The sequence below is a fragment of the Exiguobacterium sp. U13-1 genome (assembly GCF_001750115.1).
Classification (GTDB): domain Bacteria; phylum Bacillota; class Bacilli; order Exiguobacteriales; family Exiguobacteriaceae; genus Exiguobacterium_A; species Exiguobacterium_A acetylicum.
On record NZ_CP015731.1, the window covers coordinates 1,196,951 to 1,222,306 of the forward strand.

22 protein-coding genes are annotated in these 25,356 nt (G+C 45.8%); 17 read left to right on the forward strand and 5 right to left on the reverse strand.

Annotated features, from left to right (window positions below; translation table 11 throughout):
- Positions 1-130: 130 nt before the first annotated feature.
- The 6 genes from hemE (at position 131) to mscL (ending at position 6,455) form a co-directional block, all read left to right on the forward strand.
- Positions 131-1,177 carry a uroporphyrinogen decarboxylase gene (hemE, locus tag ESP131_RS06150; protein WP_023467354.1) on the forward strand — a complete coding sequence of 349 codons (1,047 nt, stop codon included), beginning with the start codon at positions 131-133 and terminating at the stop codon, positions 1,175-1,177.
- Positions 1,174-2,106, forward strand: coding sequence for a ferrochelatase (hemH, locus tag ESP131_RS06155; RefSeq protein WP_029340941.1), 933 nt, complete (start codon positions 1,174-1,176; stop codon positions 2,104-2,106). The genes hemE and hemH overlap by 4 nt, the downstream gene beginning before the upstream one ends.
- The gene (gene hemG / locus ESP131_RS06160; protein ID WP_047396240.1) at positions 2,096-3,505 is read left to right on the forward strand and encodes a protoporphyrinogen oxidase; all 1,410 of its coding nucleotides are present in this window, start codon (positions 2,096-2,098) and stop codon (positions 3,503-3,505) included. Before hemH ends, hemG begins: the two co-directional genes overlap by 11 nt.
- A 136-nt stretch (positions 3,506-3,641) precedes the next feature.
- Complete coding sequence (cls, locus tag ESP131_RS06165) at positions 3,642-5,093, forward strand: cardiolipin synthase (RefSeq protein WP_029340943.1); 1,452 nt, start codon at positions 3,642-3,644, stop codon at positions 5,091-5,093.
- Positions 5,094-5,168: 75 nt separating this feature from the next.
- Positions 5,169-6,050 carry a Cof-type HAD-IIB family hydrolase gene (locus ESP131_RS06170; protein ID WP_029340944.1) on the forward strand — a complete coding sequence of 294 codons (882 nt, stop codon included), beginning with the start codon at positions 5,169-5,171 and terminating at the stop codon, positions 6,048-6,050.
- Between the two features lie 12 nt (positions 6,051-6,062).
- Positions 6,063-6,455, forward strand: coding sequence for a large-conductance mechanosensitive channel protein MscL (mscL, locus tag ESP131_RS06175; RefSeq protein WP_029340945.1), 393 nt, complete (start codon positions 6,063-6,065; stop codon positions 6,453-6,455).
- A 261-nt stretch (positions 6,456-6,716) separates the two neighbouring features.
- Here mscL and ESP131_RS06180 read toward each other — a convergent pair whose 3' ends face one another.
- Complete coding sequence (locus tag ESP131_RS06180; protein ID WP_047396245.1) at positions 6,717-8,879, reverse strand: ATP-dependent helicase; 2,163 nt, start codon at positions 8,877-8,879, stop codon at positions 6,717-6,719.
- A gap of 246 nt (positions 8,880-9,125) precedes the next feature.
- On the opposite strand from ESP131_RS06180, the gene ESP131_RS06185 reads away from it, so the two are divergent.
- Complete coding sequence (locus tag ESP131_RS06185) at positions 9,126-9,623, forward strand: GNAT family N-acetyltransferase (RefSeq protein WP_029340947.1); 498 nt, start codon at positions 9,126-9,128, stop codon at positions 9,621-9,623.
- A gap of 50 nt (positions 9,624-9,673) precedes the next feature.
- Here ESP131_RS06185 and ESP131_RS06190 read toward each other — a convergent pair whose 3' ends face one another.
- The 3 genes from ESP131_RS06190 to ESP131_RS06200 all read right to left on the reverse strand — a co-directional run bounded on the left by ESP131_RS06190 (position 9,674) and on the right by ESP131_RS06200 (position 13,306).
- Positions 9,674-11,140 carry a glycoside hydrolase family 32 protein gene (locus ESP131_RS06190; RefSeq protein WP_069940355.1) on the reverse strand — a complete coding sequence of 489 codons (1,467 nt, stop codon included), beginning with the start codon at positions 11,138-11,140 and terminating at the stop codon, positions 9,674-9,676.
- Positions 11,141-11,226: 86 nt separating this feature from the next.
- The gene (locus ESP131_RS06195; RefSeq protein ID WP_047396251.1) at positions 11,227-12,810 is read right to left on the reverse strand and encodes a diguanylate cyclase domain-containing protein; all 1,584 of its coding nucleotides are present in this window, start codon (positions 12,808-12,810) and stop codon (positions 11,227-11,229) included.
- 25 nt (positions 12,811-12,835) lie between these two features.
- Positions 12,836-13,306, reverse strand: a complete 471-nt coding sequence (locus tag ESP131_RS06200) for a GNAT family N-acetyltransferase (RefSeq protein ID WP_051656220.1) — start codon at positions 13,304-13,306, stop codon at positions 12,836-12,838.
- A gap of 153 nt (positions 13,307-13,459) precedes the next feature.
- Between ESP131_RS06200 and ESP131_RS06205 the strand changes: the two genes are divergently transcribed.
- Entirely contained in the window at positions 13,460-14,377 is a 918-nt protein-coding gene (locus ESP131_RS06205; RefSeq protein WP_029340951.1) for an ABC transporter ATP-binding protein, read from the forward strand.
- A complete protein-coding gene (locus ESP131_RS06210) occupies positions 14,355-15,098 on the forward strand; it encodes an ABC transporter permease (RefSeq protein WP_047396255.1) in 744 nt (247 codons plus the stop codon). Before ESP131_RS06205 ends, ESP131_RS06210 begins: the two co-directional genes overlap by 23 nt.
- Before the next feature lie 59 nt (positions 15,099-15,157).
- Here the strand turns inward: ESP131_RS06210 and ESP131_RS06215 are convergent, their stop codons facing one another.
- The gene (locus ESP131_RS06215; protein ID WP_029340953.1) at positions 15,158-15,799 is read right to left on the reverse strand and encodes a YczE/YyaS/YitT family protein; all 642 of its coding nucleotides are present in this window, start codon (positions 15,797-15,799) and stop codon (positions 15,158-15,160) included.
- A 170-nt stretch (positions 15,800-15,969) separates the two neighbouring features.
- Between ESP131_RS06215 and ESP131_RS06220 the strand changes: the two genes are divergently transcribed.
- The 8 genes from ESP131_RS06220 to ESP131_RS06255 all read left to right on the forward strand — a co-directional run bounded on the left by ESP131_RS06220 (position 15,970) and on the right by ESP131_RS06255 (position 25,326).
- Positions 15,970-16,533, forward strand: a complete 564-nt coding sequence (locus tag ESP131_RS06220; protein ID WP_023467370.1) for a glycerol-3-phosphate responsive antiterminator — start codon at positions 15,970-15,972, stop codon at positions 16,531-16,533.
- Between the two features lie 195 nt (positions 16,534-16,728).
- A complete protein-coding gene (locus ESP131_RS06225; protein WP_029340954.1) occupies positions 16,729-17,553 on the forward strand; it encodes an MIP/aquaporin family protein in 825 nt (274 codons plus the stop codon).
- Positions 17,554-17,583: 30 nt separating this feature from the next.
- Complete coding sequence (gene glpK, locus ESP131_RS06230) at positions 17,584-19,074, forward strand: glycerol kinase GlpK (protein ID WP_029340955.1); 1,491 nt, start codon at positions 17,584-17,586, stop codon at positions 19,072-19,074.
- A gap of 133 nt (positions 19,075-19,207) precedes the next feature.
- On the forward strand, positions 19,208-20,863 hold the full coding sequence (locus ESP131_RS06235; protein WP_029340956.1) for a glycerol-3-phosphate dehydrogenase/oxidase: 1,656 nt from the start codon (positions 19,208-19,210) through the stop codon (positions 20,861-20,863).
- Positions 20,864-21,007: 144 nt separating this feature from the next.
- Positions 21,008-21,688, forward strand: a complete 681-nt coding sequence (locus ESP131_RS06240) for a DsbA family oxidoreductase (RefSeq protein WP_029340957.1) — start codon at positions 21,008-21,010, stop codon at positions 21,686-21,688.
- A gap of 38 nt (positions 21,689-21,726) precedes the next feature.
- Positions 21,727-22,716, forward strand: a complete 990-nt coding sequence (locus ESP131_RS06245) for a lipoate--protein ligase (RefSeq protein ID WP_023467375.1) — start codon at positions 21,727-21,729, stop codon at positions 22,714-22,716.
- 50 nt (positions 22,717-22,766) lie between these two features.
- On the forward strand, positions 22,767-23,654 hold the full coding sequence (locus tag ESP131_RS06250) for a glucose 1-dehydrogenase (RefSeq protein ID WP_029340958.1): 888 nt from the start codon (positions 22,767-22,769) through the stop codon (positions 23,652-23,654).
- 124 nt (positions 23,655-23,778) lie between these two features.
- Positions 23,779-25,326, forward strand: a complete 1,548-nt coding sequence (locus ESP131_RS06255; RefSeq protein ID WP_047396260.1) for a fatty acid--CoA ligase family protein — start codon at positions 23,779-23,781, stop codon at positions 25,324-25,326.
- Positions 25,327-25,356 lie beyond the last annotated feature (30 nt).

Consider the following 25,356-nt stretch of genomic DNA (forward strand, 5'->3'; position numbering starts at 1 on the left):
TGGTAACAGAACTGTCATTTTGTAAACGATTTATTGGCACAGACTTCTTAATTTCAGATATAATGTTTCTGTGTTCACAAACTTATCGTACGTTTTTTTGGGGCGTTAGAACGAGTATAAAGGGGTAGTTATGATGAAGAAATTCAATGATACGTTTTTGCGGGCGATCCGTGGCGAGCAGATTGATCACGTTCCCGTCTGGTACATGCGACAAGCAGGTCGTTATCAAGCGGAATATCGTGAAATCAAGAAGACGCGGACGCTTTTCGAGATCACACATGACTCGGAACTAGGCGCATATGTGACAGAACTACCTGTAAAACAATTAGGGGTCGATGCAGCGATTCTGTATAAAGACATCATGACGCCACTTCCATCGATGGGTGTTGACGTCGAAATCAAGAGTGGCATCGGGCCAGTCATTGCGAATCCGATTCGCACGATGGCAGATGTAGAAGCACTGCAACCTTTCAACCGTGAAGATATTCCGTATATCTATGAAACAATTCGTTTGTTACGGGAGCGACTCGAAGTACCGTTGATTGGTTTTTCCGGGGCACCATTCACGCTCGCGAGCTATATGATTGAAGGTGGTCCTTCGAAGGGATACCATAAGACGAAAGCATTGATGTATGGACAACCTGAGGTATGGCATGCCTTAATGGAGAAACTAGGTGACATGGTCATCGATTACATCAAATCACAAGTAGATGCAGGAATCCAAGCGTTCCAAATCTTTGATTCATGGGTCGGAACGACAAGCCGGAAAGATTATGTCCGTTACATCAAGCCGACGATGGAACGCATTTTCACGGAATTAAAAGACACAGGCGTGCCGATGATCATGTTCGGTGTAGGAGCGAGTCACTTGGCGGAGGAATGGCACAGTTTACCGTTAGACGTCGTCGGACTTGATTGGCGTTTGTCGATCGACGAAGCGCGTGAGCGTGGACTGACGAAACCTGTCCAAGGAAACCTCGACCCATCTTATCTGTTAGCGCCATGGGATATCCTTGAAGCAAAAACGAAGGAGATTCTCGACATGGGAATGAAGCAACCAGGCTTCATCTTTAATCTCGGTCACGGCATCTTCCCGGAAGTCGATCCAGAAGTATTGAAACGTTTGACTGCATTTATCCATGATTATTCGAAAGAAAAAATGGAGGTAGGAAAATGAAGACGTTAGGACTACTTGTTATGGCGTACGGTACGCCATATAAACCAGAAGATATCGAGCGTTATTATACGCACATCCGTCGCGGACGCAAACCGTCTCCAGAAGCATTGGCAGAGTTGACGGAACGTTACGAAGCCATCGGTGGTGTCTCACCACTCGCACAAGTCACGATTGATCAGGCTGAAGAGCTACACCGTCAATTGTCTGAGAAATATGCTGGTGAAATTGAGTTCAAGCTCTATCTTGGTCTGAAACACATCGAGCCGTTCGTTGAGGATGCTGTCGAGCAAATGGCAAAAGACGGCATCACGGAGGCGGTCACGGTCGTTTTAGCACCGCACTATTCGACGTTCAGTATCCGTTCATACAATGGTCGTGCGAAGGAAGTCGCGGACAAGCACGGTATTCATTTAGCATCTGTTGAATCGTGGTACAAAGAAGAAGCGTTCCTCGATTGGTGGGGTAAAGAAATCCGCAAGACGTTCGACGCTTTACCAGTACCTGAAGAGAAAGCTGTCCTTGTCGTTTCAGCACACAGTCTGCCTGAGAAAATCATCGCAAACGGTGATCCATACCCAGAGCAATTGAAAGAAACAGCCGAATTGATCGCACAACGTGCAGGTGTACCGCACATGATCACAGGCTGGCAATCGGCTGGACAAACGCCAGAACCATGGCTTGGACCAGATGTTCAGGATTTGACGCGTGATGTCTACGAAGAAAAAGGATACGAAGCATTCGTCTACGTACCCGTTGGTTTCGTTGCCGATCACTTAGAAGTACTGTTTGATAATGATTACGAGTGTAAAGTCGTCTGTGACGAACTCGGAATCCATTATGCGCGACCTGTCATGCCAAATGCGAATCCAGCTTTCATGAAGGCTGTCACGGAAGCCGTAGCGAAACAGGTGGGTAGTTATGTCCAGTAAACGTCTCGTCATCGTGGGCGGTGGTATATCAGGACTTGCAGCCGCCTATTATGCAGAGAAACAGTTTCCGGAAATGAATATCACGTTACTCGAGGCAGAAGGTCGTCTCGGTGGTAAGGTGGCGACATATCGGGACGAAGGATTGACGATCGAGCGTGGACCGGATTCATACGTCGCTCGGAAACACGTGCTGACGGATCTCATCGAAGAGATCGGATTAGGGGAACAACTCGTTCGCAATAACACGTCGCAAGCGTATATCTTGGATGTGCGCGGTCTCCACCCGATTCCAAAAGGTGCAGTCATGGGTATCCCGACCGATTTAGAGTTATTCGCAGAGACATCTCTATTGACGGAAGAAGAAAAAGCAGAGGTGTCAGAACGCTTGCTTCACCCTGCTCCTGATTTGACGATTCCGGAAACGGACATTCCATTAGGGGAATACCTGCGTCCGCGTCTTGGAGATGCGCTCGTTGAGAAGTTGATCGAACCGCTTCTTTCAGGCATCTATGCGGGTGATATCGACCGGATGAGTACGTTTGCAACCTATCCGCAATTTGTTGCCAATGAACAAAAAGCAGGAAGTTTGTTCGAAGGAATGCGTCTCATGCGTCCGCTTGACCAACAACAAGGTCCGACGCTCAAAGCGACAGGTCAATTCTTGTCACTTGCTACTGGACTTGAATCCCTTGTCGAGCGGCTAGAAGAGGTGCTTGAACGGACAGAAATTCGTCTTGAGACACCACTTCGCTCCATTGAACGGGAAGAAGATGGGCGGTATCGTCTCGAAACGGATCATGGTCCAGAGTATGCCGATGATATTTTGTTGACGATTCCGCATCACCAAGTCGTGTCCCTGTTACCAGAAGCGACGCTTCCAGGGCTTGCGAACCTTTCGACACACTCAACGGCGACGGTTACGTTGATTTTCGATAAAGAAACTGCGTTACCGATTGATGGAACAGGATTCATCGTCAACCGTCGGGCACCGTATTCGATTACAGCATGCACGGCGATTGATCAAAAGTGGAATCATGCGGCACCAAATCATACCGTGCTCCGTGCCTTCATCGGACGCCCCGGAAAAGATGCACTCGTTCGTGAATCAGATGAAGTGATTGAACGCGTCGTCTTAGAAGACCTTGAAAACATCTGTGGTCGTCCATTGCAACCGGAACGTGTCGTCATCAGTCGTCTATTAGACGGCTTACCGGCCTACACGGTAGGACATGCACAGCGGATTCAAGAAGTGCGAGAAATCGTCTCTTCTCACTATCCACACATTCATTTAGCCGGACTTGCTTATGATGGTGTTGGATTGCCAGACTGTGTGGCAGGTGTCAAAGCGACGCTTGAACAAATGGCGTTACAACAACCAGAACCATGTCCAGAATCATGACACACCTAAACCTTTTTGAAGCTAGCAGTGCTTCAAAAAGGTTTTTTTGTCTTCAGAAGAATGATGAGGAAAGAAACGGGAATAAGAGACAGAGGAATCAAAATCGAAGAATACCGTTAAAACGGGAGGGAATCGTATGGTGGAAGTATGGAGTACATTCACGATCATCATCGTCTACGGATTGCTCATCATGAATATCTTGGCTGTTCTGACAGTTATTTTTCTCGAACGGCGCGATATTGGTGCGACGTGGGCATGGGTATTCATCTTGTATTTCGTTCCGCTCGTAGGATTTCTCGTCTATCTGTTTTTCGGAAGACTGTTGAAAAAAACGAATTTTTATCGTGTCACGGATGAAGAACAACTGGAACAGGATAGACGGATTGCCTTACAGAAAAAAGAACTTGTAACGATGGGACGGCACCCGATGATTCAAAAGCACCGGGATATGATTCGGATGAACCTGATGTCGAACGGTTCGTTACTCAGTCTCTCCAATCAACTGCAGATTCTTTCGGATGGCGAGCAGAAGTTCAATCGGATGATTCAAGATATCCGCCAGGCTGAGCATGAAGTGAATATCCAGTACTACATCATTCAGAAAGACCGCCTCGGGTTAGCGTTGATCGATACATTAACCGATTGTGCCCGTCGAGGAATCAAAGTCCGTCTCTTGTATGATGCTGTCGGATCACGCAGTCTCAAACGGACGGATTTCAAGGATTTACTCGCACACGGCGGAGAAGTGTTTGCCTTTTTCCCATCGACGATCGGATTCGTTAATTTTCGATTGAACAACCGCAATCACCGTAAATCTTGTATCATCGATGGTCGAATCGGTTACATTGGTGGGTTCAACGTCGGTACGGAATATCTCGGGATCGATGAAAAGTTTGGCTACTGGCGAGATACACATTTTCGCTTGGAAGGTGACGTCGTTCACGATCAGCTTGATCGCTTTATTCTCGACTGGAACCAAGCAAGTGACGTCTATACGGAAAAATCTTTGTTTTACTATGGAACGCACAGGATTCAGGATATATTACCGATGCAAATCGTCACGTCGGGTCCGGATTCCCGTTCAGAATATTTGAAGCTTGCCTTGATTAAGATGATTAACGAAGCAAAACGGACGATTTACATTCAATCGCCTTATTTCATTCCAGACACGAGTTATTTAGATGCGTGTAAGGCAGCTCTTCTGTCCGGAGTGGAAGTGCGAATTATGATCCCGAACAAACCGGACCATCCATTTGTTTACTGGGCAACGACTGCTGCTGTAGGGGAACTACTATCTTACGGAGCTAAAATCTACACGTATGAACCTGGATTTTTACATGCGAAGACGATCGTCGTCGATGGCGAGGTTGCTTCGGTTGGAACGACGAATATCGATGCACGAAGTTTTCGGTTGAATTTTGAAATGAATACGATTGTCTATGATCAGGAAGTAACGATTGAACTAGAACGGCTCTTCCTCGCCGATTGTGAGGTATCAAAGCTCATGACGGTCGATTCGTATGCCGCGCGTTCAAGAATGATTAAATTCAAGGAAAGTATTTCGCGTTTGTTGTCCCCGATCTTGTAAACCGCGTTTACGACCAGTCAAAATGTGAAAAATGGTATAGTGGTATGGAAATAGAAAAAGAGGAGAGTGAAGACGATGGCAAATCCAATCAAACTACTCGTATCAGACATGGATGGAACCGTTCTTTCGGGTAAACAACGAATTGAACCGGAAACGATTCAGGCAATTGAAGCAGCACGCGAACAAGGTGTCGAGTTTGCAATCGCGACAGGACGTAACTACTTAAATGCAAAAGAATTAACAGATGCAGCAGGAATCCACTGTCCGATCATCGCGTCAAACGGGGCACGTGTGATGACCGTCGATGGAGAAGAGTTGAGTGCGACGACGTTAACGACGGAGCAAGCGCAACAAATTTACGGCATCATCAGTCAATATGAAGTCTTCTTCGAGATGTTCTGTGATCAAGGACTCGTGACAGCACAAGGGGCGACAATCGATGCAGCCTACGATTCGTTGAAAGAGTTGAGTGAAGAGAGTGATCGGGCAAAACAAGTGCTCGATTTCTTCCACGATCGCTATTATGTCCAAGAAGACGTCAAGATGATTGATGGATTCCGATCGTACATTCGCAACCAAGCAGGACAAGTGTTCAAGTTCATCTCGTTCTCGTTTGATCAAGAATTAATGAAAAAGATTTGGCAGGAAATCGAGCAGAAGGTCGACGGTGTCTATGTCACGTCGTCAGGACACGATAATATCGAAGTCATGGCAGCTGGGGCCGATAAAGGAACGGCAGTTAAAATTCTTGCCGACCACCTTGGTGTTCCGATTGAACAAGTCGCTGTCATCGGTGATAACTTGAACGATATCCCGATGTTCAAGGTTGCCGGCAAGGCGATTGCGATGGGGAATGGTCATGATGAAGCAAAAGCGATTGCCCATCACGTGACGAAAACAAACAATGAGCACGGCGTCGGATATGCGATTCAGCAGTTGGCGTCCCGCGCTTGGTAAGGGGGACGTTTCATGTTTAAGGCATTCAAGGAGTTCGCCTTTCGCGGAAATGTGATTGACTTAGCGGTCGGGGTCATTCTCGGTGCTGCCTTTAGCGGGATCATCAAGTCGCTTGTCGACAGTGTCTTCATGCCGTTGATCGGAATCATCATCGGTGGCATTGATGTCAAAGGCTTGTCAGTCATGGTCGGAAACGCGGAGTTACAGTATGGTCAGTTTCTTCAAGCAAGTATTGAATTCTTGTTGATCGCATTTGCTCTGTTCCTCTTCGTCAAGGGCATCACTTCGTTCCGAAAGAAAGAAGAAGTCGTCGAAGAAGAGGCAGCGCCAACGACAGAAGAAAAATTACTGACAGAAATTCGGGACGCCTTGGTTCGTCAGAATGAGTCATCGACGAAAAATTAACGGATACAACAAAGGCTGACTCAAAAGTCAGCCTCTACAAAGATAAAGGTGGCCGAATAAAAATCTGCCACCTTTATCTCGTAACAAAAAGAATGACGCGTCACACGTCACTCCTACAGGAAAAAGCGCATTATGCGCTGTCAGAGACAAACAAGACCCGCTTTCCTGCTTGAATGAAGCAGGAAAACTGGCTTGTGTCTCGCCTGAGGAAAGAGCGTGAAAAGACGCGTCATTCTTTTTTTGAGTCAGGTCCATTTTAAATCATAAAATTTCGAGTAATGCATTTTCAGAGCAGACTTGTAACGAAAGCTGTTTTTTCATTCCTTGATCAAATGAAATTTCTAGCACGTCGTCAACCAGGTGCAAGACGGTTCCAGGACCAAATGCTGTATGCGAGACACGCATGTTCTCAGTGATCGGTAGTGGAGGAATGCTAGCTCGCGCTGTAACAGCAGGGCGATGGCGCTCTACTTTTCGTTTTGCAGCGTCAGGCGTGACAAGACGATGGACGTCTTCGACGAATGGCGAGACATCAAATGATTTTGATTTAAAACGATAGGACAGGAGATGTAGTTCATGTCTTGCCCTTGTCATGCCGACGTAAAACAAGCGCGCTGCTTCTTCCATATCATCGAGTTGCCCATTCTTATAAGCTTTAATCGTATCAGCTGACGGTAGAATCCCTGCGACGAGATCGATCATGAAGACACGATCGAATTCGAGTCCTTTCGCACTGTGGAAGGTCGAGAGGGTGACCGCATTTTGATTTTTATTTTGTTTCGCATCACGCATTAACTGTTCAAGATGCGATATTCGTTCGCGAAAGGCAAGTAACGTCGGTACATCGCTTGCGATATTATCGATCGTATTCAATGTTTCGAGCAGATGATCGAGGCTAAAACCAAGACTCTCACTCATTTTCCGTAAATTCTTTTCGTATCCTAATTCATGACGAATGAGGGAAAGCGCAGCAGACGGACGAACGGTCTGAATGGAAGCAAACGTCCGTTTCATTTGCTGGAGTTGTTTCTTTTGATAGAACTTCATCTCGATTTTATTTATAAGCAGATCAAACAAAGACTCACCCGTACCGAACTGCTGCAATTGAGCCAGTTGCGCTTTTGAGATATACCCGGCGAATTTCGTATGGATGGTTGCTAGAATCTCGATATCTGTTGGATCTTGTGCGAATGTCATGAAATTTAAAATATCCTTCAAAATCCAATGACTGAAGAATTTATGATCAACATCCTTAATGTAGAAAGGGATATTTGCTTGATCTAACGCATTCATGACGTTAATTGAAGAAGCGTTGTTGCGATATAAGATGGCTACTTCACGATAATTTGTCTCTGTCCGTAACTGATTCAACAGATAGCGGGTCTGATCTTCATAAGTCGGTAGCGTCTCTAAGATGATTGGACGAACAGCAGCGTTCTCCGTGAACATCTGTTTCGGATAGCGTGCTTTATTGCGCTGAATGAATTGGTTCGCGACGGATACGATGTCTTGAGACGAACGATAATTTTGCTCCATATAAAGAATCGTCGCATTCGGATACGTATCCTTGAAATGAAGGATTTTCGAAGCATCTGCACCACGCCAACTGTACAGTGTTTGGTCATCATCCGCGACGACACATAGACGGTTGTGTGGTAAGGCTAACTTCTCGACCAATTGATGCTGGACGAGTGACGTATCCTGACTCTCATCCGTTAAAATATAGTCAAAGCGTCGCTGATAATGTTGCAACAGACGACGGTCTTGCTCCAAAATCGTATTTGCATACGTCAACATATCGTCAAAGTCGAGTAACGGATGTAAGGGATCACGCGACTTAAATTGTTCATATGCCACATAGATATCAGGAAAATGTTTAATCGTCGTCGGTACTGCCTTGATTTCCTTTAAAGACAGGAGACGGTTCTTGACGAAGGAAATCATCCGTAATAACTCATCCATCTGATCATCAGTAATGACACTCCGATTCATTTCCTGGAAAATACGCCGGAGTAACATGCGTTTATGTGGCGCATTCGGATGTTGTTGATCCATCGGTCCTTCGATGATCGTATAGGAGAGACGTTGCTGGGATGTATGATCCCGAACGACTTGAAAAGCAAAACTATGGATCGTTGAAAAAGCTGCCGTTGTTCCGATTAGCTCATGGAATAAGTGATAAAATCGATCCGCCATCTCACGCGCTGCCGCTTTACTGAAGGTCAGCCCTAGAATACGATGTGGTTCGATCTTTTTTTGTAAAATCAAATAGGCAATTTTAAAATTAAGCGTCGTTGTTTTTCCAGAGCCGGGTGAGGCGAGTAACAGCAACGGACCATGGTCATGTTCGATTGCCTGTTGTTGAACAGGATTCAGTTGAATGCCGGTCAATCGCTCCATCTGTTCGAAAAAATCTTCATGCATGATACAGTTCACCTCGAGCGTATTAATTTCGCGTCCAATAATCGAACTTTCCCTAGTGTATCATTTTTAGTGTCAGGAGTGGATTACGGAAAGAAGAACCGTGGAATAAAGAGACAAGAACCTATTGGATGTTATGTAAGACGAGTACCCTAAAAGACTAGGCAAATGGACACAAAAACATTAAAATGGGAATAGATGTAAGAGAGTACTCTCTTGTCCTGTACAAAGAGGGAAGGCGGAATGAGAATGTCTGTAGTGAAATTACACATGTATACGAATGAACATTATGAACAATGTGAGGCGTTCATTCTTCCAGAAGAACAAGTCCAGTTTACTTCTTTTCCGACGGATGTCGTCACAGATGCAGTTGCCCATCCAGATAAATTCCCGGTCGTCATCAAAAAAGACGATCTCGTCGTCGGATTTTTTATTCTCCATCTCAATCCCCCTAAAACACATCGAACACATGAACAAAGTGTCCTGTTACGTGCCTTTTCCATTGATGTACGCCATCAACACCAAGGATACGCGAAAGAGGCAATGATGCAGTTGCCAGAGTTTGTCCATCATCATTTTCCAGAAGTCACAGCGATCACACTGGCAGTCAATAAGAAGAATATTGCTGCAAAATCATTGTATTTCAAGACGGGATACGTCGATACGTTACAGTCCGTCATGGGTCCGATTGGGGAGCAACACATCCTTGCATTTGATTTAGAAAAAGAACTGCGATTGAAGCATTGAATTAAAAAAGCATTTTCCTGATTCTATTCAGGAAAATGCTTTTTGTTCATTTAAGATAAATCAAAAATGGATAGATGGGCAGTCGCTTCACCAGAGAAGGCGATCCCACGACTGGATGCTTTCGGGAAGATGCGTCCAGATGCAACGGCTTCTCCATCGTTCAGGAAAAGTTCAAATGAAGAACGATCTACGAACAAACGTAATGTATGCAAGTCTTTTGTAAGGACAGTCGACCGCGATGTACCAAATGTTTCAGCAGGGACTTCCGCGCCTGAACGGCTTCGATCGATCGTAAATTGACGTGATACAGCATCGTAGTGGAATACCGTCTCTTCTGTAGCGTCTTGACGAATCGAGAAGCGGAACGAGTCGGACGACAGCTTCAAGTCTGTCATCATGAGTTCGAAAATCTCGGCTTCCGCAATCGTCACATCTTGCTCGAAAAGAATCGTTTCGTCAAACAGTGTCTCTTTTCGTAGCTGTGTCAGTTCACGGACAGGTCGTTGACGAAGTTGTCCCTGTTCGATCGTTAATTCACGTGGCAATGTCAAAGCATGTGCCCAGTTATAGATGTCAGAAGGATAACTAATATCCGGTAACCCCATCCAACCAACAAGAATCCGTCGACCATCTGCCGCTTCAGTTGTTTGTGGCGCGTAGAAGTCAAATCCGAAATCGAGTTCTTGGAACGATTCGTGTGTGAATGTTAAGTCGGGTAAAGCTAACGGTTCACCGATGAAATAACCGGACTGGAAGATATTTTGATAGTTCGTACCATCCGGTTCAATCCCTTGAGGACTAAAGAGGAAAACACCTTTTCCATCGAGTTCAAAATAATCAGGACATTCCCACATATAACCGAATGTTGGATTGTTCGTCTGTAATTCACCGAGGAATGTCCAGTGCTCTGCATCTTGAGACTGATAGATGACAGTACAACCCGTCAAGTCAATGCGCTGTGCACCAATGATGCAGTACCAGGTACCCGATGCATCTTGGAAGACTTTCGGATCACGGAAATGTTCCGTATATCCTGCAGGAACGTTTGGGATAGCAGGTGGTAAATGTTTTTCGATTCGTCCATCCGAGCGGAGATGACCGACGATCTGGCTCGTATGGCGATTCCAATCCGCATCCCGTTTATTGCCGGTATACATGATGTGCACTTGATCATCTTTAATGAAGCCACTACCGGAATAAGCACCGTGCGAATCAGGATCGTCATTCGGGATCAAGGCGGCTCCTTCATCGAACCAATGTACAAGGTCTTTTGATGTCATGTGATACCAGTACTTCAGCCCGTGTACGGGTCCGAGTGGAAACCATTGATAAAACAAATGATAGAGACCATCATGATAGACGAAGCCGTTCGGATCATTCAAAAGTCCGGTCGGAGGTTGGATATGGTAAGAAAATCGCCAAGGAGATGTGCGAACTTCTTCCTTCATCGCTTGGTAGACGCTCGGATCGACATCCGAGAGGGGACGGTATCGTGCTTCACGTGTCCATTGATTCATGTTGACAGCTCCTCGTTGAAAAATTATACGCTTCTCGTTCACCTTACGGAGGAGAGCAGCGCTTGTCAATCCTCCGTCCTGAATGGTCAATGAACGGACATACATCCTCTACCGTTTTGCTTCGAACGATAGAGCGCTAAATCAGCATGATGCATGACTTGTTCGAGTGATTCTCCTGTCACCTGTTCGGCGACTCCGATACTCATCCCGATGTGGACGGTTTGTTCTTCTAAGTGATACGGCATCGAGACGTGAGCGATCCATTGTTCACCTAAGTATCGTGCTTCTGTTAAGGATTGAGTCGTCAAGACGATGATGAACTCATCGCCGCCCAGACGAGCCACGAATCCACCCGGTGGAAGCAATTGTTCGAGACGTTGACTGACTTCGATCAGCAGGAGATCACCTAGCGCGTGACCATACGTATCATTGACTGATTTAAAGCCGTCTAAATCAAGGCAAAGATAGATAGAATGCGTTTCTGCAGGCAATTGTTCGATGTATTGAGCGAGACCGTTGCGGTTCGCGAGACCAGTCAGGCTATCGCGTTGTGACAAGCGTTCAAACGTTAATTTCTCTTGTTCGGTATGTAGCAAGCGATGAATCAGTCGTTGTAAGGCATCCGTCAGTGTCTCGATTTCTCGGATTCCACGATGATTCGGGAGTGATTTTGATGGATCATCCTGCATCTGTTGTGCGGCATGTGTGATTTTTAATAATGGTCGTGTCAATAGCTTCGCTAACATCCAGCCAAGTACGGCTGTAACGAAAGAGGCAATCAAACCAGCGATGAAAATCGTTTGACGTAAAGCATCGGCATCAGCGAACGCAATCGAAGTCGGTTGACGTACGAGAACCGTCCAACCTAAGCCATCGTAATCCTTGTAACCTCGGCTTGTGCTTTGACCAGAGACAAATTCTTTCCCTTGCCAGGAAGCGGTCGCAGAAGCATTCGAAGTCAGCGTTACGCTATCGGGTAATGTTTTACCGCTCCATCCGCTTGGTCCAAGTAAAATCGTTTTTCGATCTTGACTAATGATGAAGACATCGACTTGTTGGAGAGAGGAAGTAGCACTCTGAAAGCTTTGTTCAATCGCTTTTGCCCATTCGAAACTGAGATGTGTTGCGAGGACACCAGAAAATCGACCCTGATCATATAAAGGTGTACTAATATCGACGAATTGGAGTGGCTCACCGCTTGGGTTCGGCAATAATTTTGCGAGTAGGACAGCTTCATGGACATCCCCGATGAATGGTTGTGATAAGGCTTGTTGGAAGACAGGGCGTTCCTTGATCGACGTTCCTTCAAGAATCTGGTTCGTTGACGCAACGACGTTACCTTCCGTATCTAATCGACCAATCCAAGAAAAGTCAGGAATCTGCCGTTGTAACTCTTCGAGTGTCCGTCGCGTTTCTGTTTTTTGTTCTGTTTGTTGAATCGTTGATAAGGAACCCAGCAATTTTACTTCGGCATAACGTGACCACATGTAATGATCAAGCTTATCAGATAGTTGGTGAGCGGTCGTTGACAGATTCATCCCGACTTCCGATTGGAGTCGGTTTGTTGCATGTTGACTAATGAAAAAAGTTAATCCGAGCGTCATGCTAAAAAATAGCAGGGAAATCAATCCCGCTAACAAAATATCAAAGCGAAGTGAGGGTTTGGACATTGTGTGATACTCCATTCATACGTTTTCATTTGTTTTTACTTACATCATACACGTAGACGTCTACGAGTTGTTCGCGGTTCGAGAAACTCGTTCGCACATAGCGGAAATCGTGTTTTTCCCAAAAACGACGGGCTCTTAAATTATCAGGTAAGACCGCGAGATGAATGTGAGGTTCCTGACTTAGGAATCGATCACAAAAAGCGGATAGTAACCGACTGCTAATTCCCGTACCGTGTTGAGAAGCATCCATTAAGAATAAACCGATCCAAGGTGTACCGTCTTTTGGATGCTTCGGTAGGTAGTCAATCAGTAAGACGGGTTCTCCGTCCACATATCCAATCAGCGATACGGTATCGGGATTTAAAAACTCTTCCTGTAAGGTCGAATCAGAGAGCGGAAGCACTCGTTCTTCTAAGAGCGCATATTCAGGAACGCTCGCGTACAACGATTGGATGATCGGAAAGTGATCATGTGTTACTTGTTCAAAAAGAATCATCTAGCGACTCCATTTTTTATTTTTAGTATAAAATTTCTGCTGTTACGCCTTTTTAATTGGAATCGGATTACATATTTGTAAGAAATGAAACTTATCCTTTAAAATCACGTACACTAATAGCATAGACAAAATATGAATGAGGAGGAAGAGCAGATGTTAAAGATTGAAAATATCTCAAAGCGTCTCGGGAAAGAGCAAATTTTAAAAGACGTCAGTTTTGAGGTATCCCCAGGAGAAGTGTTCGGCTTCCTCGGACCGAACGGAGCAGGGAAGACGACGACGATTCGCATCATCACGGGACTACTCGAGCAGGATGCAGGGAAAGTCACGGTCAATGGATTTGATGTCGTAGAAGAGCGTTCGAAAGCGTTGACGCAAATTGGAGCAATCGTGGAGAATCCAGCGTTTTATCCTTATCTGACAGGCAAACAAAACTTGGTTCATGCAAAAAACCTCATTCCGGGACTCGGTCAAGTTGATTATGATGCACTAGCACGACTCGTTGGTCTCGAAGGAAAGCTTTCAAAAAAAGTCGGAGAGTACTCACTCGGAATGAAGCAACGACTGGGAATTGCTCGTGCCTTGCTACATAACCCGCGCGTCTTGATTTTAGATGAACCGACGAATGGTCTGGATCCATCCGGGATTGCGGAGCTTCGTGAATATTTACGCCAAATGGCGCGTGAACAAGATATCGCGATTTTAATTTCAAGCCATATGTTGAGTGAGATGGAACAAATCAGTGATCGTTACGCGATCATCGATCAGGGTGTCATCAAGTCGGTCGAGTCCGTTCGTAATGAAACCGGAGCGAAAATCGCTCTACGTGTCAATGCGGAAGCGATGACAGATGTACTCGATGCCCTTCGCGTCGCAAACTACCCATCAGAAGTACTCGAGAATAAAATCATTATCACCGCACCGGAAAGTGAATGTCCAGCTATCGCTCGACTCGTCGTGCCGATTGCCGATTTACATGAACTGACCGTTAAACGCTTGACGCTCGAGGAACAATTCCTGCAAGTAACGAAAAAAGAGGGGGATTCACATGCTTTCGCTCATACAAAATGAATGGATGAAATGGTGGACGACTAAAAAAGCGAAAATCGTTTTAGCGCTATATGTCGTTATTGCAGTTGGTATTATCATCATTGCAAAGACGAATGATTTTGAGTTCACACGTTATGATTATTATTCATTAACGTTCCTTTTACTGACATCTCTATTAGGAATCATTACGATTGTCTTCACGGCAGAAGCCATCGGGAATGAAGTACGTTATGACACGATGAAACACTTATTAATGAGTCCGTATTCCAGAATGACGATTTACTTCTCGAAATTGATCTTCTCGATTTTGATCATGTTATTTCAATTCGTGTTCATCGCTGCGATCGTCTACGCAGGCTCATTTGCGTTTTCAGAAGCAGGAGATCCAATTCTGTTCCGAGATACGATCGTCGAAGTTGTCAGTCCGATTTTTACAATATTCATGACGTTATTCTTCTCATTGTTATTCCGTTCTGTCGGAATGATCATCGGCTTCACCGTACTGGCTCAGTTCTTTACGAGCATTGCGGGTAACTTACTGATTGGCTTCAAGCCAGCAATCGCTAAGTGGATCATATTCATGCATTTAGACTGGTCAATGTATTTCAAGGGTTCTATGACCTATGGTACGAGTGAAGCGATGGGAACATCTTTGACATTCTCCGTCTTGTTCGTATTGGCACACATCATCGTCTTGTTAGGTGCATCGATTCTTGTCTTCCAAAGAAAATCATATACGTAAATGAAAGAGCTCCTGCTGATAGATAAATTCGTCTATCAGCAGAAGCTCTTTTTCAGTATTCAAGAACTTGTTCGTTTAGGCGGACGTGCTGTAATCGGGAACAATTGCTGGAACCATTCGATTAGTGGACCGTTCAATAAGAGGAAAATGAAAGTTCCGACTCCGATGCCGATCAGTTCGCGTTCAATTAGTGAAAAGAGGCAAGCAATCACAAAAGGAATGCCGAGGCTGATCGTTGCTCCGAGCGATGTACTTTTAAAACGACTGATGAGTGACTTCATCAAGTAATCCGGTGGCATCAATACGAATCCGATTTGGAGATAGAGGGCGAGTCCAAGTGAAATCAACGGCATGCCGATCAACATGTACACGGCGCGCATCCACAATCCTTGTGGTGTATAAATCAATTGATGGATCGATAAGAAGAAATCAATCGCGGCGCCGAAAAGGACGACGAGTGCAAAACTAAGGACGATCGTCCACCAACTGAAGCGGCTTCCGAGAAAGAGTGTTGCAATCAAGGCGAGTACATGTAGGACGATGATCGCTAGTCCAACGGTTAACGGTGAGATTGCCGCGACGGCTTCACTCGCTGAAGTCCAAGGTGCACTCCCGATCGAGGCGGTCACCATGAAGCTGTTTCCTAAGGCGTTAATTAAAATAGAAAATAAATAGATGACAATCCGTTTTTGCTGACTCATTGACGTGCACAGACGGTAGGACTGCGCGTTCACCTCCTGAAAATAAATCGTTTCGTTAAGCTATACCCTAATCGTAGCGCTCTTTTCACTTATTTTCATGAAAAGAGCATTGCCTATTCCTTATGTTTCACGACATACTTAGGACACATTACGAATCAGGGGGAGAACGTATGACATATTTTGGACAGAAGATCCTGCCTTCCGTTAGAAAATTAGAAGACTTTGAAAAGATGCTGAAGAGTCCATATGAATATGGGGTCTTACTCGAAATGCACGTATCGCGTTTAAAAGCAGTCTACGAGATGGCGCATCGTTACGACAAAAAAATGTTTTTGCACATGGATCTCGTTCAAGGATTAAAAAATGATGAATACGCAACGGAATACGTCTGCCAAGAATTGAAACCGTATGGTGTCATTTCGACGAAGGCAAGCGTCATCTTGAAAGCACGTCAAAAAAAGGTCAAGACGATGCAACGCATGTTCTTACTCGATTCGAGTTCACTCGAAAAGAGTTATCAACTTATGGAACGGACGCAACCTGATTACATCGAAGTGTTACCAGGGTTAATGCCAAAGTACATTCAAGAAGTGAAAGAAAAGACGGGACGTCTCGTTTTTGCAGGAGGACTCATCGATACGGTCGAGGAAGTTGAACAAGCGATTGAAGCAGGTGCCTCAAGTATCACGACATCGAATAAGGATTTGTGGCGTCATTTTGAACCACGCTCCTAATCGGGGTGTGAGGAAAATCATTCGGATTATTTGACAGCGTTTTCACTGGTTGTTATAGTGATATCAAGTTGATACAAAGTGACGGAGAAAAGGGAGATTCACGTGTGAGTCCTGCTTGAAGAAAATTCAAGCATGAACTGACGTGGATCTCCTTTTTATGTTGCTTTTTTCACATAACAAAAAGGAGGAATACACATGTCACCCTTACTAGCGGAATTTTTAGGTACAGCCTTGCTTGTCGCGCTTGGAAACGGTGTTGGTGCAGGCGTTAGTTTGACGAAATCGTTTGCGAAGGATGCAGGCTGGATCGTCATCACGTTTGCCTGGGGTTTTGCTGTGGCGATTGCAGCGTATGCCGTCGGTCAATTCAGTGGAGCACACCTTAATCCAGCAGTAACGCTTGGTTTAGCCTTTGACGGTTCATTTGCATGGGCGGACGTACCAGGCTATATCGTCGCTCAAATTGCCGGCGGGATACTTGGTGCAAGTCTTGTTTTCGTCCATTACTTACCACACTGGGCGGAGACGAAAGACCCAGCAACGAAACTCGGCGTCTTTGCGACGTCACCAGCGATTCCACATACATTTGCCAATCTAATGAGTGAAATGATTGCGACATTCTTACTTGTCATCGGGTTGTTATCGATCGGAGCGAATAAGTTCTCAGATGGTTTAAATCCATTGATCGTCGGTTTCTTGATCGTCAGCCTCGGTATGTCATTCGGAGGCACGACAGGATATGCGATGAATCCGGCGCGGGACCTTGGTCCACGTATCGCTCACTTCATCTTACCGATTCATGGAAAAGGATCTTCGAACTGGGGATACTCATGGATTCCGGTTCTCGGACCAGTTCTCGGTGGAAGTCTTGGCGGATTGTTTTATCGTTCGGTCTTCACAGGAAAAGATACACCGGCTTTTTGGGTTGTAGGACTTGTGACAATCGTCATATTAGGCTTATGCTATAGATTCGGTGTTCGTCCGAACAAAACAACGTCAGTGGAGTCAAAGTCAGCTTAACTTATTTAGATACAAAAGGATGGGGAAGAGATGGAGAACTACATTTTGTCATTGGATCAGGGAACGACGAGTACACGTGCGATCCTGTTTAATCGTGCCGGCGAGATCGTCCATTCAGCACAACAGGAATTCACGCAGTATTTTCCGAAACCAGGTTGGGTCGAACACAACGCAAACGAGATTTGGGGAAGTGTCCTTGCTGTCGTGGCGACTTGTCTGACGGAGGCGAACGTAAAGCCATCGCAGATTGCTGGTATTGGAATCACGAACCAACGTGAAACAGCTGTCGTCTGGGAAAAAGAAACAGGGAAACCGATTCACAATGCAGTCGTGTGGCAATCGAGACAAACGGCTGAAATCTGTGAAGCGCTTCGAGCAGCCGGTCATGCCGAGCTCTTCCGTGAGAAGACAGGTCTATTGATTGACGCTTATTTCTCTGGTACGAAAGTCAAATGGATTTTAGATCATGTCGAAGGAGCACGGGAACGTGCTGAACGTGGTGAACTATTGTTCGGTACGATCGATACGTGGCTCATCTGGAAATTATCCGGCGGAAAAGCACATGTGACCGACTATTCGAATGCAAGTCGTACGTTGATGTATAACATTCATGAATTAAAATGGGATGACGAGTTACTCGGCATCTTAGATGTCCCGAAAGCGATGCTTCCAGAAGTACGACCATCTTCTGAAGTGTACGCAGAGACAGCAGGGTATCACTTCTTCGGAGAATCAGTTCCGATTGCTGGAGCAGCGGGCGATCAGCAAGCCGCATTGTTTGGTCAAGCGTGTTTTGATACAGGAATGGCGAAGAACACATACGGTACAGGCTGCTTCATGTTGATGAACACAGGGGAAGAGGCTGTGAAATCAGATCACGGATTGCTGACGACGATCGCGTGGGGCGTCGATGGAAAAGTGGAGTATGCTTTAGAAGGAAGTATCTTCGTCGCAGGATCTGCGATTCAATGGTTACGTGACGGCTTACGTCTCATTGATGATGCCAAAGAATCAGAAGGATACGCAACACGCGTCACGTCTTCAGACGGTGTCTACGTTGTACCAGCATTCGTTGGTCTCGGTACACCTTACTGGGATTCAGACGTTCGTGGTGCCGTCTTCGGTTTGACACGTGGTACGGAAAAAGAACATTTCATCCGCGCGACACTTGAATCACTCGCTTATCAGACACGCGACGTCCTATCTGCGATGGAGCAAGATTCAGGGATCGAGATGAAAACACTTCGTGTCGATGGTGGAGCGGTTAAAAACGACTTCTTGATGCAGTTCCAAGGTGACATCATCCAAGCACCAGTTGAGCGTCCGGAAATCAATGAGACGACGGCATTAGGAGCAGCCTACTTGGCCGGTCTTGCTGTCGGATTCTTTGAGAACCGTGAACAGATCGCGACGCAATGGAAAAAAGAACGTCGCTTCGAGCCAAGCATGGCGAAAGAAGAGACGGATGCGCTCTATGGTGGATGGCAAAAAGCTGTTCAAGCTACGATGTTGTTCAAATGATGTGAGATATGTTATAGTAAGGTCAAGTTAATAAATCGGTCGGAGAATATGGAGAGACCACAGCAGCAGTTGACATAGTCAGCGTGTTTGTTGTGGTCTCTTTTTTTTCGAACCTAAACAGGAGGAACTATTCATGGCTAACCAACCATTCTCAAGCAAAAACCGTGCAGATGTCTACAATCGATTAACACGTGAAGAACTCGATCTACTCGTCGTAGGTGGCGGTATCACAGGTGCGGGGATCGCCCTCGATGCGGCGTCACGCGGTATGAAGATTGGCCTCGTCGAAATGCAGGATTTCGCGTCCGGTACGTCTAGTCGTTCAACGAAATTAGTCCATGGTGGTCTACGTTATTTAAAACAATTCGAAGTTCAAATGGTCGCGGAAGTCGGTAAAGAACGTGCGATCGTTTACGAAAACGGACCACATGTCACGACACCAGAGTGGATGTTGCTTCCGATGCATAAAGGCGGTACGTTCGGACCATTCAGTACGTCGATCGGTCTTCGTGTCTATGACTTCTTAGCAGGTGTTAAACGTTCTGAGTGGCGTTCGATGTTATCTGCGAAAGAAACATTGGCAAAAGAACCACTCGTCAAACAACAAGGTCTTAAAGGTGGCGGATACTACGTCGAGTACCGTACGGATGACGCTCGTCTTACGATCGAAGTCATGAAAGAAGCGGTTGAACACGGTGCACGTGTCGTCAACTATACAAAAGCAGAAGAAATCATCTATGATGCTGGGAAAGTCGTCGGAATGCGTGTGACGGATCTTTTGACAGGTGACGTGCATGAAATCCGTGCGAAAAAAGTCGTCAACGCGACAGGTCCATGGGTCGATGAATTACGTGAAAAAGATGGCTCTAAAGTCGGGAAACAACTTCGTTTGACAAAAGGTGTCCACGTCGTCATCGATCAATCGAAATTCCCACTCAAACAAGCGGTCTACTTCGATACACCAGACGGTCGGATGATCTTCGCGATTCCACGTGATGGAAAAGCATACGTGGGTACGACAGATACGTTCTTCGATAAAGATACAGCACATCCGAAGTTCACAGTCGAAGACCAAGACTACGTCCTAGACGCGATTCACTATATGTTCCCAGAGGTTAAAGTGACAGCAGAAGACGTAGAATCAAGCTGGGCTGGTGTACGTCCATTGATTTATGAAGAAGGAAAAGATCCTTCTGAAATTTCTCGTAAAGATGAAGTTTGGCAATCTGAGTCAGGTCTCATCACGATTGCTGGTGGGAAATTGACTGGATACCGTAAAATGGGCGAGCACGTCGTTGATCTCGTCGCTAAACTTTTGAAAAAAGAAGAAAACGTCGCATACGCACGTTGTTCGACGAAAAACATGCCAATGTCTGGTGGACACGTCGGCGGAGCAAAAGGATTTGCTGAATTCCTTAAAGCTCAAACAGCAACGAATGGTCTAACGACAGAAGAAGTTCAATTCCTTGCAAAACGCTACGGTTCGAACTTACCGAAAGTACTTGAATATGCAGCAGCATACGATGCGGCAACGACAGCTCTTCCACGTTCTGTCTATGCACAACTCCACTACAGCATCGAACATGAAATGGTCGCTCGTCCGATCGACTTCTTCATCCGTCGTACAGGCGCTGTCTTCTTCGACATCGCGTGGGCTCGTACTCACAAAGACGCGGTCATCAAAGAGATGAAATCTGTCTTGAACTGGACTGCAGAACAAACAGCTGCTTACACGAAAGAACTCGATATCGAAATCGAAGATGCAGCGCATGCACTCGTGACAGAATAAGTTTTAAAATGGTAAAGAACCAAGATGCAATGTCTTGGTTCTTTTTTGTATGAAGTCAAGGAGGTCTTGGGCGGAAAGATTGCAACTCTGCCTAGAGGCGACTATGCTTAAAGTATGATATCGCACAAAAAGGAGAGAACACAGATGAAAGTAGAAGTATGGTCGGATTATGCATGTCCGTTTTGTTATATTGGGAAGCGTCGCCTAGAACAAGCGATTGCGAATGAAAAGTTGGATGTCGAGGTCGAATTTAAAAGCTTTGAACTCGATCCAGATGCACCAGCAGTACCAACGCAAGGATTATACGAAATTCTTGCTTCAAAATATGGAACGACTCTCGAGCAAGCACGGAATATGTCGCAAGGTGTCGTTGATACGGCACGTCAGGAAGGCTTGCACTATGAGATGGATCGTGTCATCCCAGCCAATACATTCGAGGCTCATCGCCTGACTCAATTCGCTAAAAAACATGGTAAGATGAATGCAGTATCAGAAGCCTTGTTCACAGCGTATTTCATGAATGGAGAAGATTTAAATGACCCAACCATTCTGACACGGATTGCAGTAGATGCTGGACTTGCTGAAGCAGACGTCACAGCGTTTCTCGCTTCAGAAGAACTGGCGACAGATGTTCGAGAAGAAGAAGCAATGGCGCAACAACTCGGTGTTCGTGGTGTACCGTTCTTCGTCTTCGACCGGAAATATGCCATTTCAGGCGCACAACCAGTAGAGGCATTCGAACAAGTCTTCGCGAAAATTCGCCAAGAACAAACACTTGAAGTCATCGCTGAAGGTGACGCATGTGGTGTTGACGGCTGTAACTGATCAATTATGATTCCATCACAAAGGAGCACGAAACCCTTATGAAATTCATCTTCCATCCTGAGATTCGCGATGCGCGAATCAATCTCGCTGTTGAAGAATTCATCTTGAACAACCTGAACGTCAATGAAGAAGACTATTTCTTGTTTTATATCAACGGTCCGTCGATCATCGTCGGAAAAAATCAGAACACGAACGAAGAAGTCAATCTGAAGTATGTTGAGGAAAACGGCATCCACGTCGTCCGTCGTCTTTCCGGTGGTGGCGCTGTGTATCATGACGAAGGAAACTTGAACTTCAGTTTCTTGACGAAAGATGACGGAGATTCGTTTAACAACTATAAAAAGTTCACGGAGCCGGTTGTACAAGCGCTGCATAAACTCGGTGTCGAAGCGGAGTTATCCGGACGAAACGATATTCATGTCGGAAGCCGGAAAATCAGTGGGAATGCCCAGTTCACGACTAAAGGCCGGATGTTTAGTCACGGGACACTGATGCTCGATTCAAACATTGAAGAAGTCGTCAATGCGCTTGTCGTCAGTGAAGAGAAGATGCGCTCTAAAGGCATTAAATCAGTCCGGAGCCGTGTCGCGAATATTTCGGAATTTCTGTCAGAACCATTGACGATGGAACAATTCGTCGATCATCTCCTTGCTTCGATCTATGAAGGGAAAGAGATTGAACGGTATATTTTGACAGAAGAGGACTGGGATAAAGTACGTGCCATCTCGGCAGAACGTTATGGCAACTGGGAGTGGAATTTCGGAAAATCGCCGAAATTCGATGTCATCCATAAAAAACGATTCCCGATCGGGACGATTGATTTCCGATTAAACGTTAAAAAAGGCATCATTGAAGAAGCGAAGATCTACGGCGACTTCTTTGGTGTCGAAGATGCGGAAGAAATCGCACGGGCGCTCGAAGGTTCACGTTATGACCGTGCGTCTCTTCGCGAAGTGCTCGGTCGCTATGAATTGAAAAAATATTTCGGGGCTGTCGAACTTGATGAGGTCCTAGACGTTTTAGCGTAAGTCTTTATGGGAAAACTCTTTCTATCAACTGCATAGGGGGAGTTTTTTTCATGGGCTATAATAAAGATAATTTTTTAGAAGGTTCGTTGACGGACTTTATTGATTTTGAACGGATTTCAGAAGGGTTACCAAAAACGGAGGATCAACAACCGTTACCATATTATGAGCGTGATGATTATAAGGCAGCAGGTAAACTGGAAGGAAAAGTAGCAATCGTCACAGGCGGAAACTCTGGGATTGGACGCGCTGTCTCGATTGCTTATGTCCGGGAAGGTGCAAAAGTCGTCATCGCTTTCTACGGTGATCAAGAGGGCGCGGAAGAAACAAAAGCACGTCTCGAGGAACTAGGAGGCGAAGTCCTGCTCTCTCAAGGGGATATCGGAGATGCGGAGTACTGTGAAACACTCGTCCAAAAAACAATCGATCGTTTTGGTCGCTTAGATATCGTCGTCAATAATGCGAGCATGCAAAAACCTGAAGATAGTCTGAAGGACATCACAGACGAGTCGATGGAAAAGACGTTCAAGACGAATATCTTCGGAATGATGCGTCTTGCACGTGCTGCGCTACCGCACCTTTCACTCGGTTCTGCCATCATCAATACGACATCGTCGACGGCATACGAAGGGAACGCGCTTTTAATTGACTATTCTGCGACGAAGGGAGCCATCGTCAGCTTCACGCGGAGTCTTTCAATGAACTTAGCGAAAGAAGGAATTCGTGTTAATGCCGTCGCACCAGGCCCAATCTGGACGCCGCTCATCACAGAAACGTTCCCACATGAATCGGTCAAGACATTCGGGAAGAATACACCGATGGATCGTCCGGGACAGCCAGCTGAAATGGCATCGGCATATGTCTTCTTAGCGTGTAATGATTCAAGTTATATGACAGGACAAGTTCTTCATTTAAACGGTGGCGTCATCGTCAACGGTTAAAAAGAAACTCGGTGAAAACGTTTCCAAAAAGTGTTACACTATCCATACGGTCGCTTTTGACTACGTATGGATTTTTTTTACGCAAAAAATGAATAGTCATTCATTCGAAAGGGGAATTTTGCTCATGCTTGGATTGATTCAATCCGTCGAAGAAACCGCTCGAACACATCCGGACTCAACCGCGTATGTGTTTGAGGACACGCAAATCAGCTATCGTGAGTTCGTCGAGAAGTTTCACCGGGCAGCCGGTGCGCTTGAAGCGAACGGAATCCGAAAAGGCGATCATGTCGCGCTGATCTTAGGGAATAGCCCAGCATTCCTAGTGGCATATTACGCCATCATGAAACAAGGGGCAATCGCGATTCCAATCAACCCTACATATACACCGGATGAGATCGGGTATATCCTGATGAACGGTGATGTGAAGGGGATTTTAGGCATTGCGCCGCTCGTCGAAGCTGCAAAAGATCGTCTCGTGCATTTACCGAATCTCAAGATTGTTGTCTCTGTTCCTTACGCGGATCAAGAAGGACCAAACGAAACACATCAACAAGTGACGTTCATCACGCTCGATCGCTGGCTCGAAATCGAACATCCCTTGACAGAAGTGACGAATGAACTGGACGACATCGCTGTCATTCTCTATACGAGTGGAACGACAGGAAAACCAAAAGGTGCGATGTTATCCCACCGTAATCTGACATCAAATGCGCGCTCGATTGGAGATTATCTACATGTATCTAGTAGCGATCGAACACTTGCTGTGTTACCGATGTTCCATGTCTTTTGTTTGACGGTCGTCGTCAATGCTTCACTCGCACATGGAGCGTCAATCATCATTGCTTCACGTTTTTCACCACAGGAGACGTTCGAGTTAGCGAAAAAAGAACAGGTGACAATCTTCGCGGGAGTGCCAACGATGTATAATTTCTTACTTCAAACCGTGAAGGCCCATCCAGAATATGCGACCTATTTTGAATCAACACGTTTGTTCGTCTCAGGGGGAGCGAGTCTTCCAGTGCCGCTTCTTGAAGCGTTTGATCGGACGTTCCAGTGTCATATCCTCGAAGGATACGGTTTATCGGAAGCATCACCCGTCACTTGTTTCAATCCGGTCAATGGTATTCAGAAACCAGGATCGATTGGTACGTCGATCGTCGATGTCGAAAACAAAGTCGTCGATGAACTCGGACAGGAATTACCAGATGGTCAAGTCGGAGAATTGATCGTTCGTGGACCGAACGTCATGACGGGTTATTACAAGATGCCGGAAGAGTCGCAAGCGACGTTACGCGACGGCTGGCTGTTTACGGGTGATTTAGCTCGTCGAGATGAGGATGGATACTTCTATATCGTTGATCGCAAAAAGGACATGATCATCGTCGGTGGTTACAACGTCTATCCACGTGAGGTCGAAGAAGTGCTTTATCAACATCCAAATGTCATCGAAGCAGCCGTCATCGGCATACCGGACGAGGAGATGGGCGAGGCTGTCAAAGCATTTGTCGTTGCCCGTGAGACGATGACAAAAGAGGAAACACAGGCGTTCTGTGCTACATCACTCGCAAAATATAAATGTCCGACACAGATTGAGTTCATCGATCAATTACCTCGTAATACGACCGGAAAGATTTTACGGACCGTATTGAAGAAACAACCGACGAATTCATGAGTGGAATCAAGAACTTCAGGTTTCTGAAGT

What these genes read in the sequence shown, in the direction of transcription:
- hemE (WP_023467354.1), top strand. Translation starts at nt 131, where the DNA reads ATGATGAAGAAATTCAATGATACGTTTTTGCGGGCGATCCGTGGCGAG.
- hemH (WP_029340941.1), top strand. Translation starts at nt 1,174, where the DNA reads ATGAAGACGTTAGGACTACTTGTTATGGCGTACGGTACGCCATATAAA.
- hemG (WP_047396240.1), top strand. Translation starts at nt 2,096, where the DNA reads ATGTCCAGTAAACGTCTCGTCATCGTGGGCGGTGGTATATCAGGACTT.
- cls (WP_029340943.1), top strand. Translation starts at nt 3,642, where the DNA reads ATGGTGGAAGTATGGAGTACATTCACGATCATCATCGTCTACGGATTG.
- ESP131_RS06170 (WP_029340944.1), top strand. Translation starts at nt 5,169, where the DNA reads ATGGCAAATCCAATCAAACTACTCGTATCAGACATGGATGGAACCGTT.
- mscL (WP_029340945.1), top strand. Translation starts at nt 6,063, where the DNA reads ATGTTTAAGGCATTCAAGGAGTTCGCCTTTCGCGGAAATGTGATTGAC.
- ESP131_RS06180 (WP_047396245.1), bottom strand. Translation starts at nt 8,879, where the DNA reads ATGCATGAAGATTTTTTCGAACAGATGGAGCGATTGACCGGCATTCAA.
- ESP131_RS06185 (WP_029340947.1), top strand. Translation starts at nt 9,126, where the DNA reads ATGTCTGTAGTGAAATTACACATGTATACGAATGAACATTATGAACAA.
- ESP131_RS06190 (WP_069940355.1), bottom strand. Translation starts at nt 11,140, where the DNA reads ATGAATCAATGGACACGTGAAGCACGATACCGTCCCCTCTCGGATGTC.
- ESP131_RS06195 (WP_047396251.1), bottom strand. Translation starts at nt 12,810, where the DNA reads ATGTCCAAACCCTCACTTCGCTTTGATATTTTGTTAGCGGGATTGATT.
- ESP131_RS06200 (WP_051656220.1), bottom strand. Translation starts at nt 13,306, where the DNA reads ATGATTCTTTTTGAACAAGTAACACATGATCACTTTCCGATCATCCAA.
- ESP131_RS06205 (WP_029340951.1), top strand. Translation starts at nt 13,460, where the DNA reads ATGTTAAAGATTGAAAATATCTCAAAGCGTCTCGGGAAAGAGCAAATT.
- ESP131_RS06210 (WP_047396255.1), top strand. Translation starts at nt 14,355, where the DNA reads ATGCTTTCGCTCATACAAAATGAATGGATGAAATGGTGGACGACTAAA.
- ESP131_RS06215 (WP_029340953.1), bottom strand. Translation starts at nt 15,799, where the DNA reads ATGAGTCAGCAAAAACGGATTGTCATCTATTTATTTTCTATTTTAATT.
- ESP131_RS06220 (WP_023467370.1), top strand. Translation starts at nt 15,970, where the DNA reads ATGACATATTTTGGACAGAAGATCCTGCCTTCCGTTAGAAAATTAGAA.
- ESP131_RS06225 (WP_029340954.1), top strand. Translation starts at nt 16,729, where the DNA reads ATGTCACCCTTACTAGCGGAATTTTTAGGTACAGCCTTGCTTGTCGCG.
- glpK (WP_029340955.1), top strand. Translation starts at nt 17,584, where the DNA reads ATGGAGAACTACATTTTGTCATTGGATCAGGGAACGACGAGTACACGT.
- ESP131_RS06235 (WP_029340956.1), top strand. Translation starts at nt 19,208, where the DNA reads ATGGCTAACCAACCATTCTCAAGCAAAAACCGTGCAGATGTCTACAAT.
- ESP131_RS06240 (WP_029340957.1), top strand. Translation starts at nt 21,008, where the DNA reads ATGAAAGTAGAAGTATGGTCGGATTATGCATGTCCGTTTTGTTATATT.
- ESP131_RS06245 (WP_023467375.1), top strand. Translation starts at nt 21,727, where the DNA reads ATGAAATTCATCTTCCATCCTGAGATTCGCGATGCGCGAATCAATCTC.
- ESP131_RS06250 (WP_029340958.1), top strand. Translation starts at nt 22,767, where the DNA reads ATGGGCTATAATAAAGATAATTTTTTAGAAGGTTCGTTGACGGACTTT.
- ESP131_RS06255 (WP_047396260.1), top strand. Translation starts at nt 23,779, where the DNA reads ATGCTTGGATTGATTCAATCCGTCGAAGAAACCGCTCGAACACATCCG.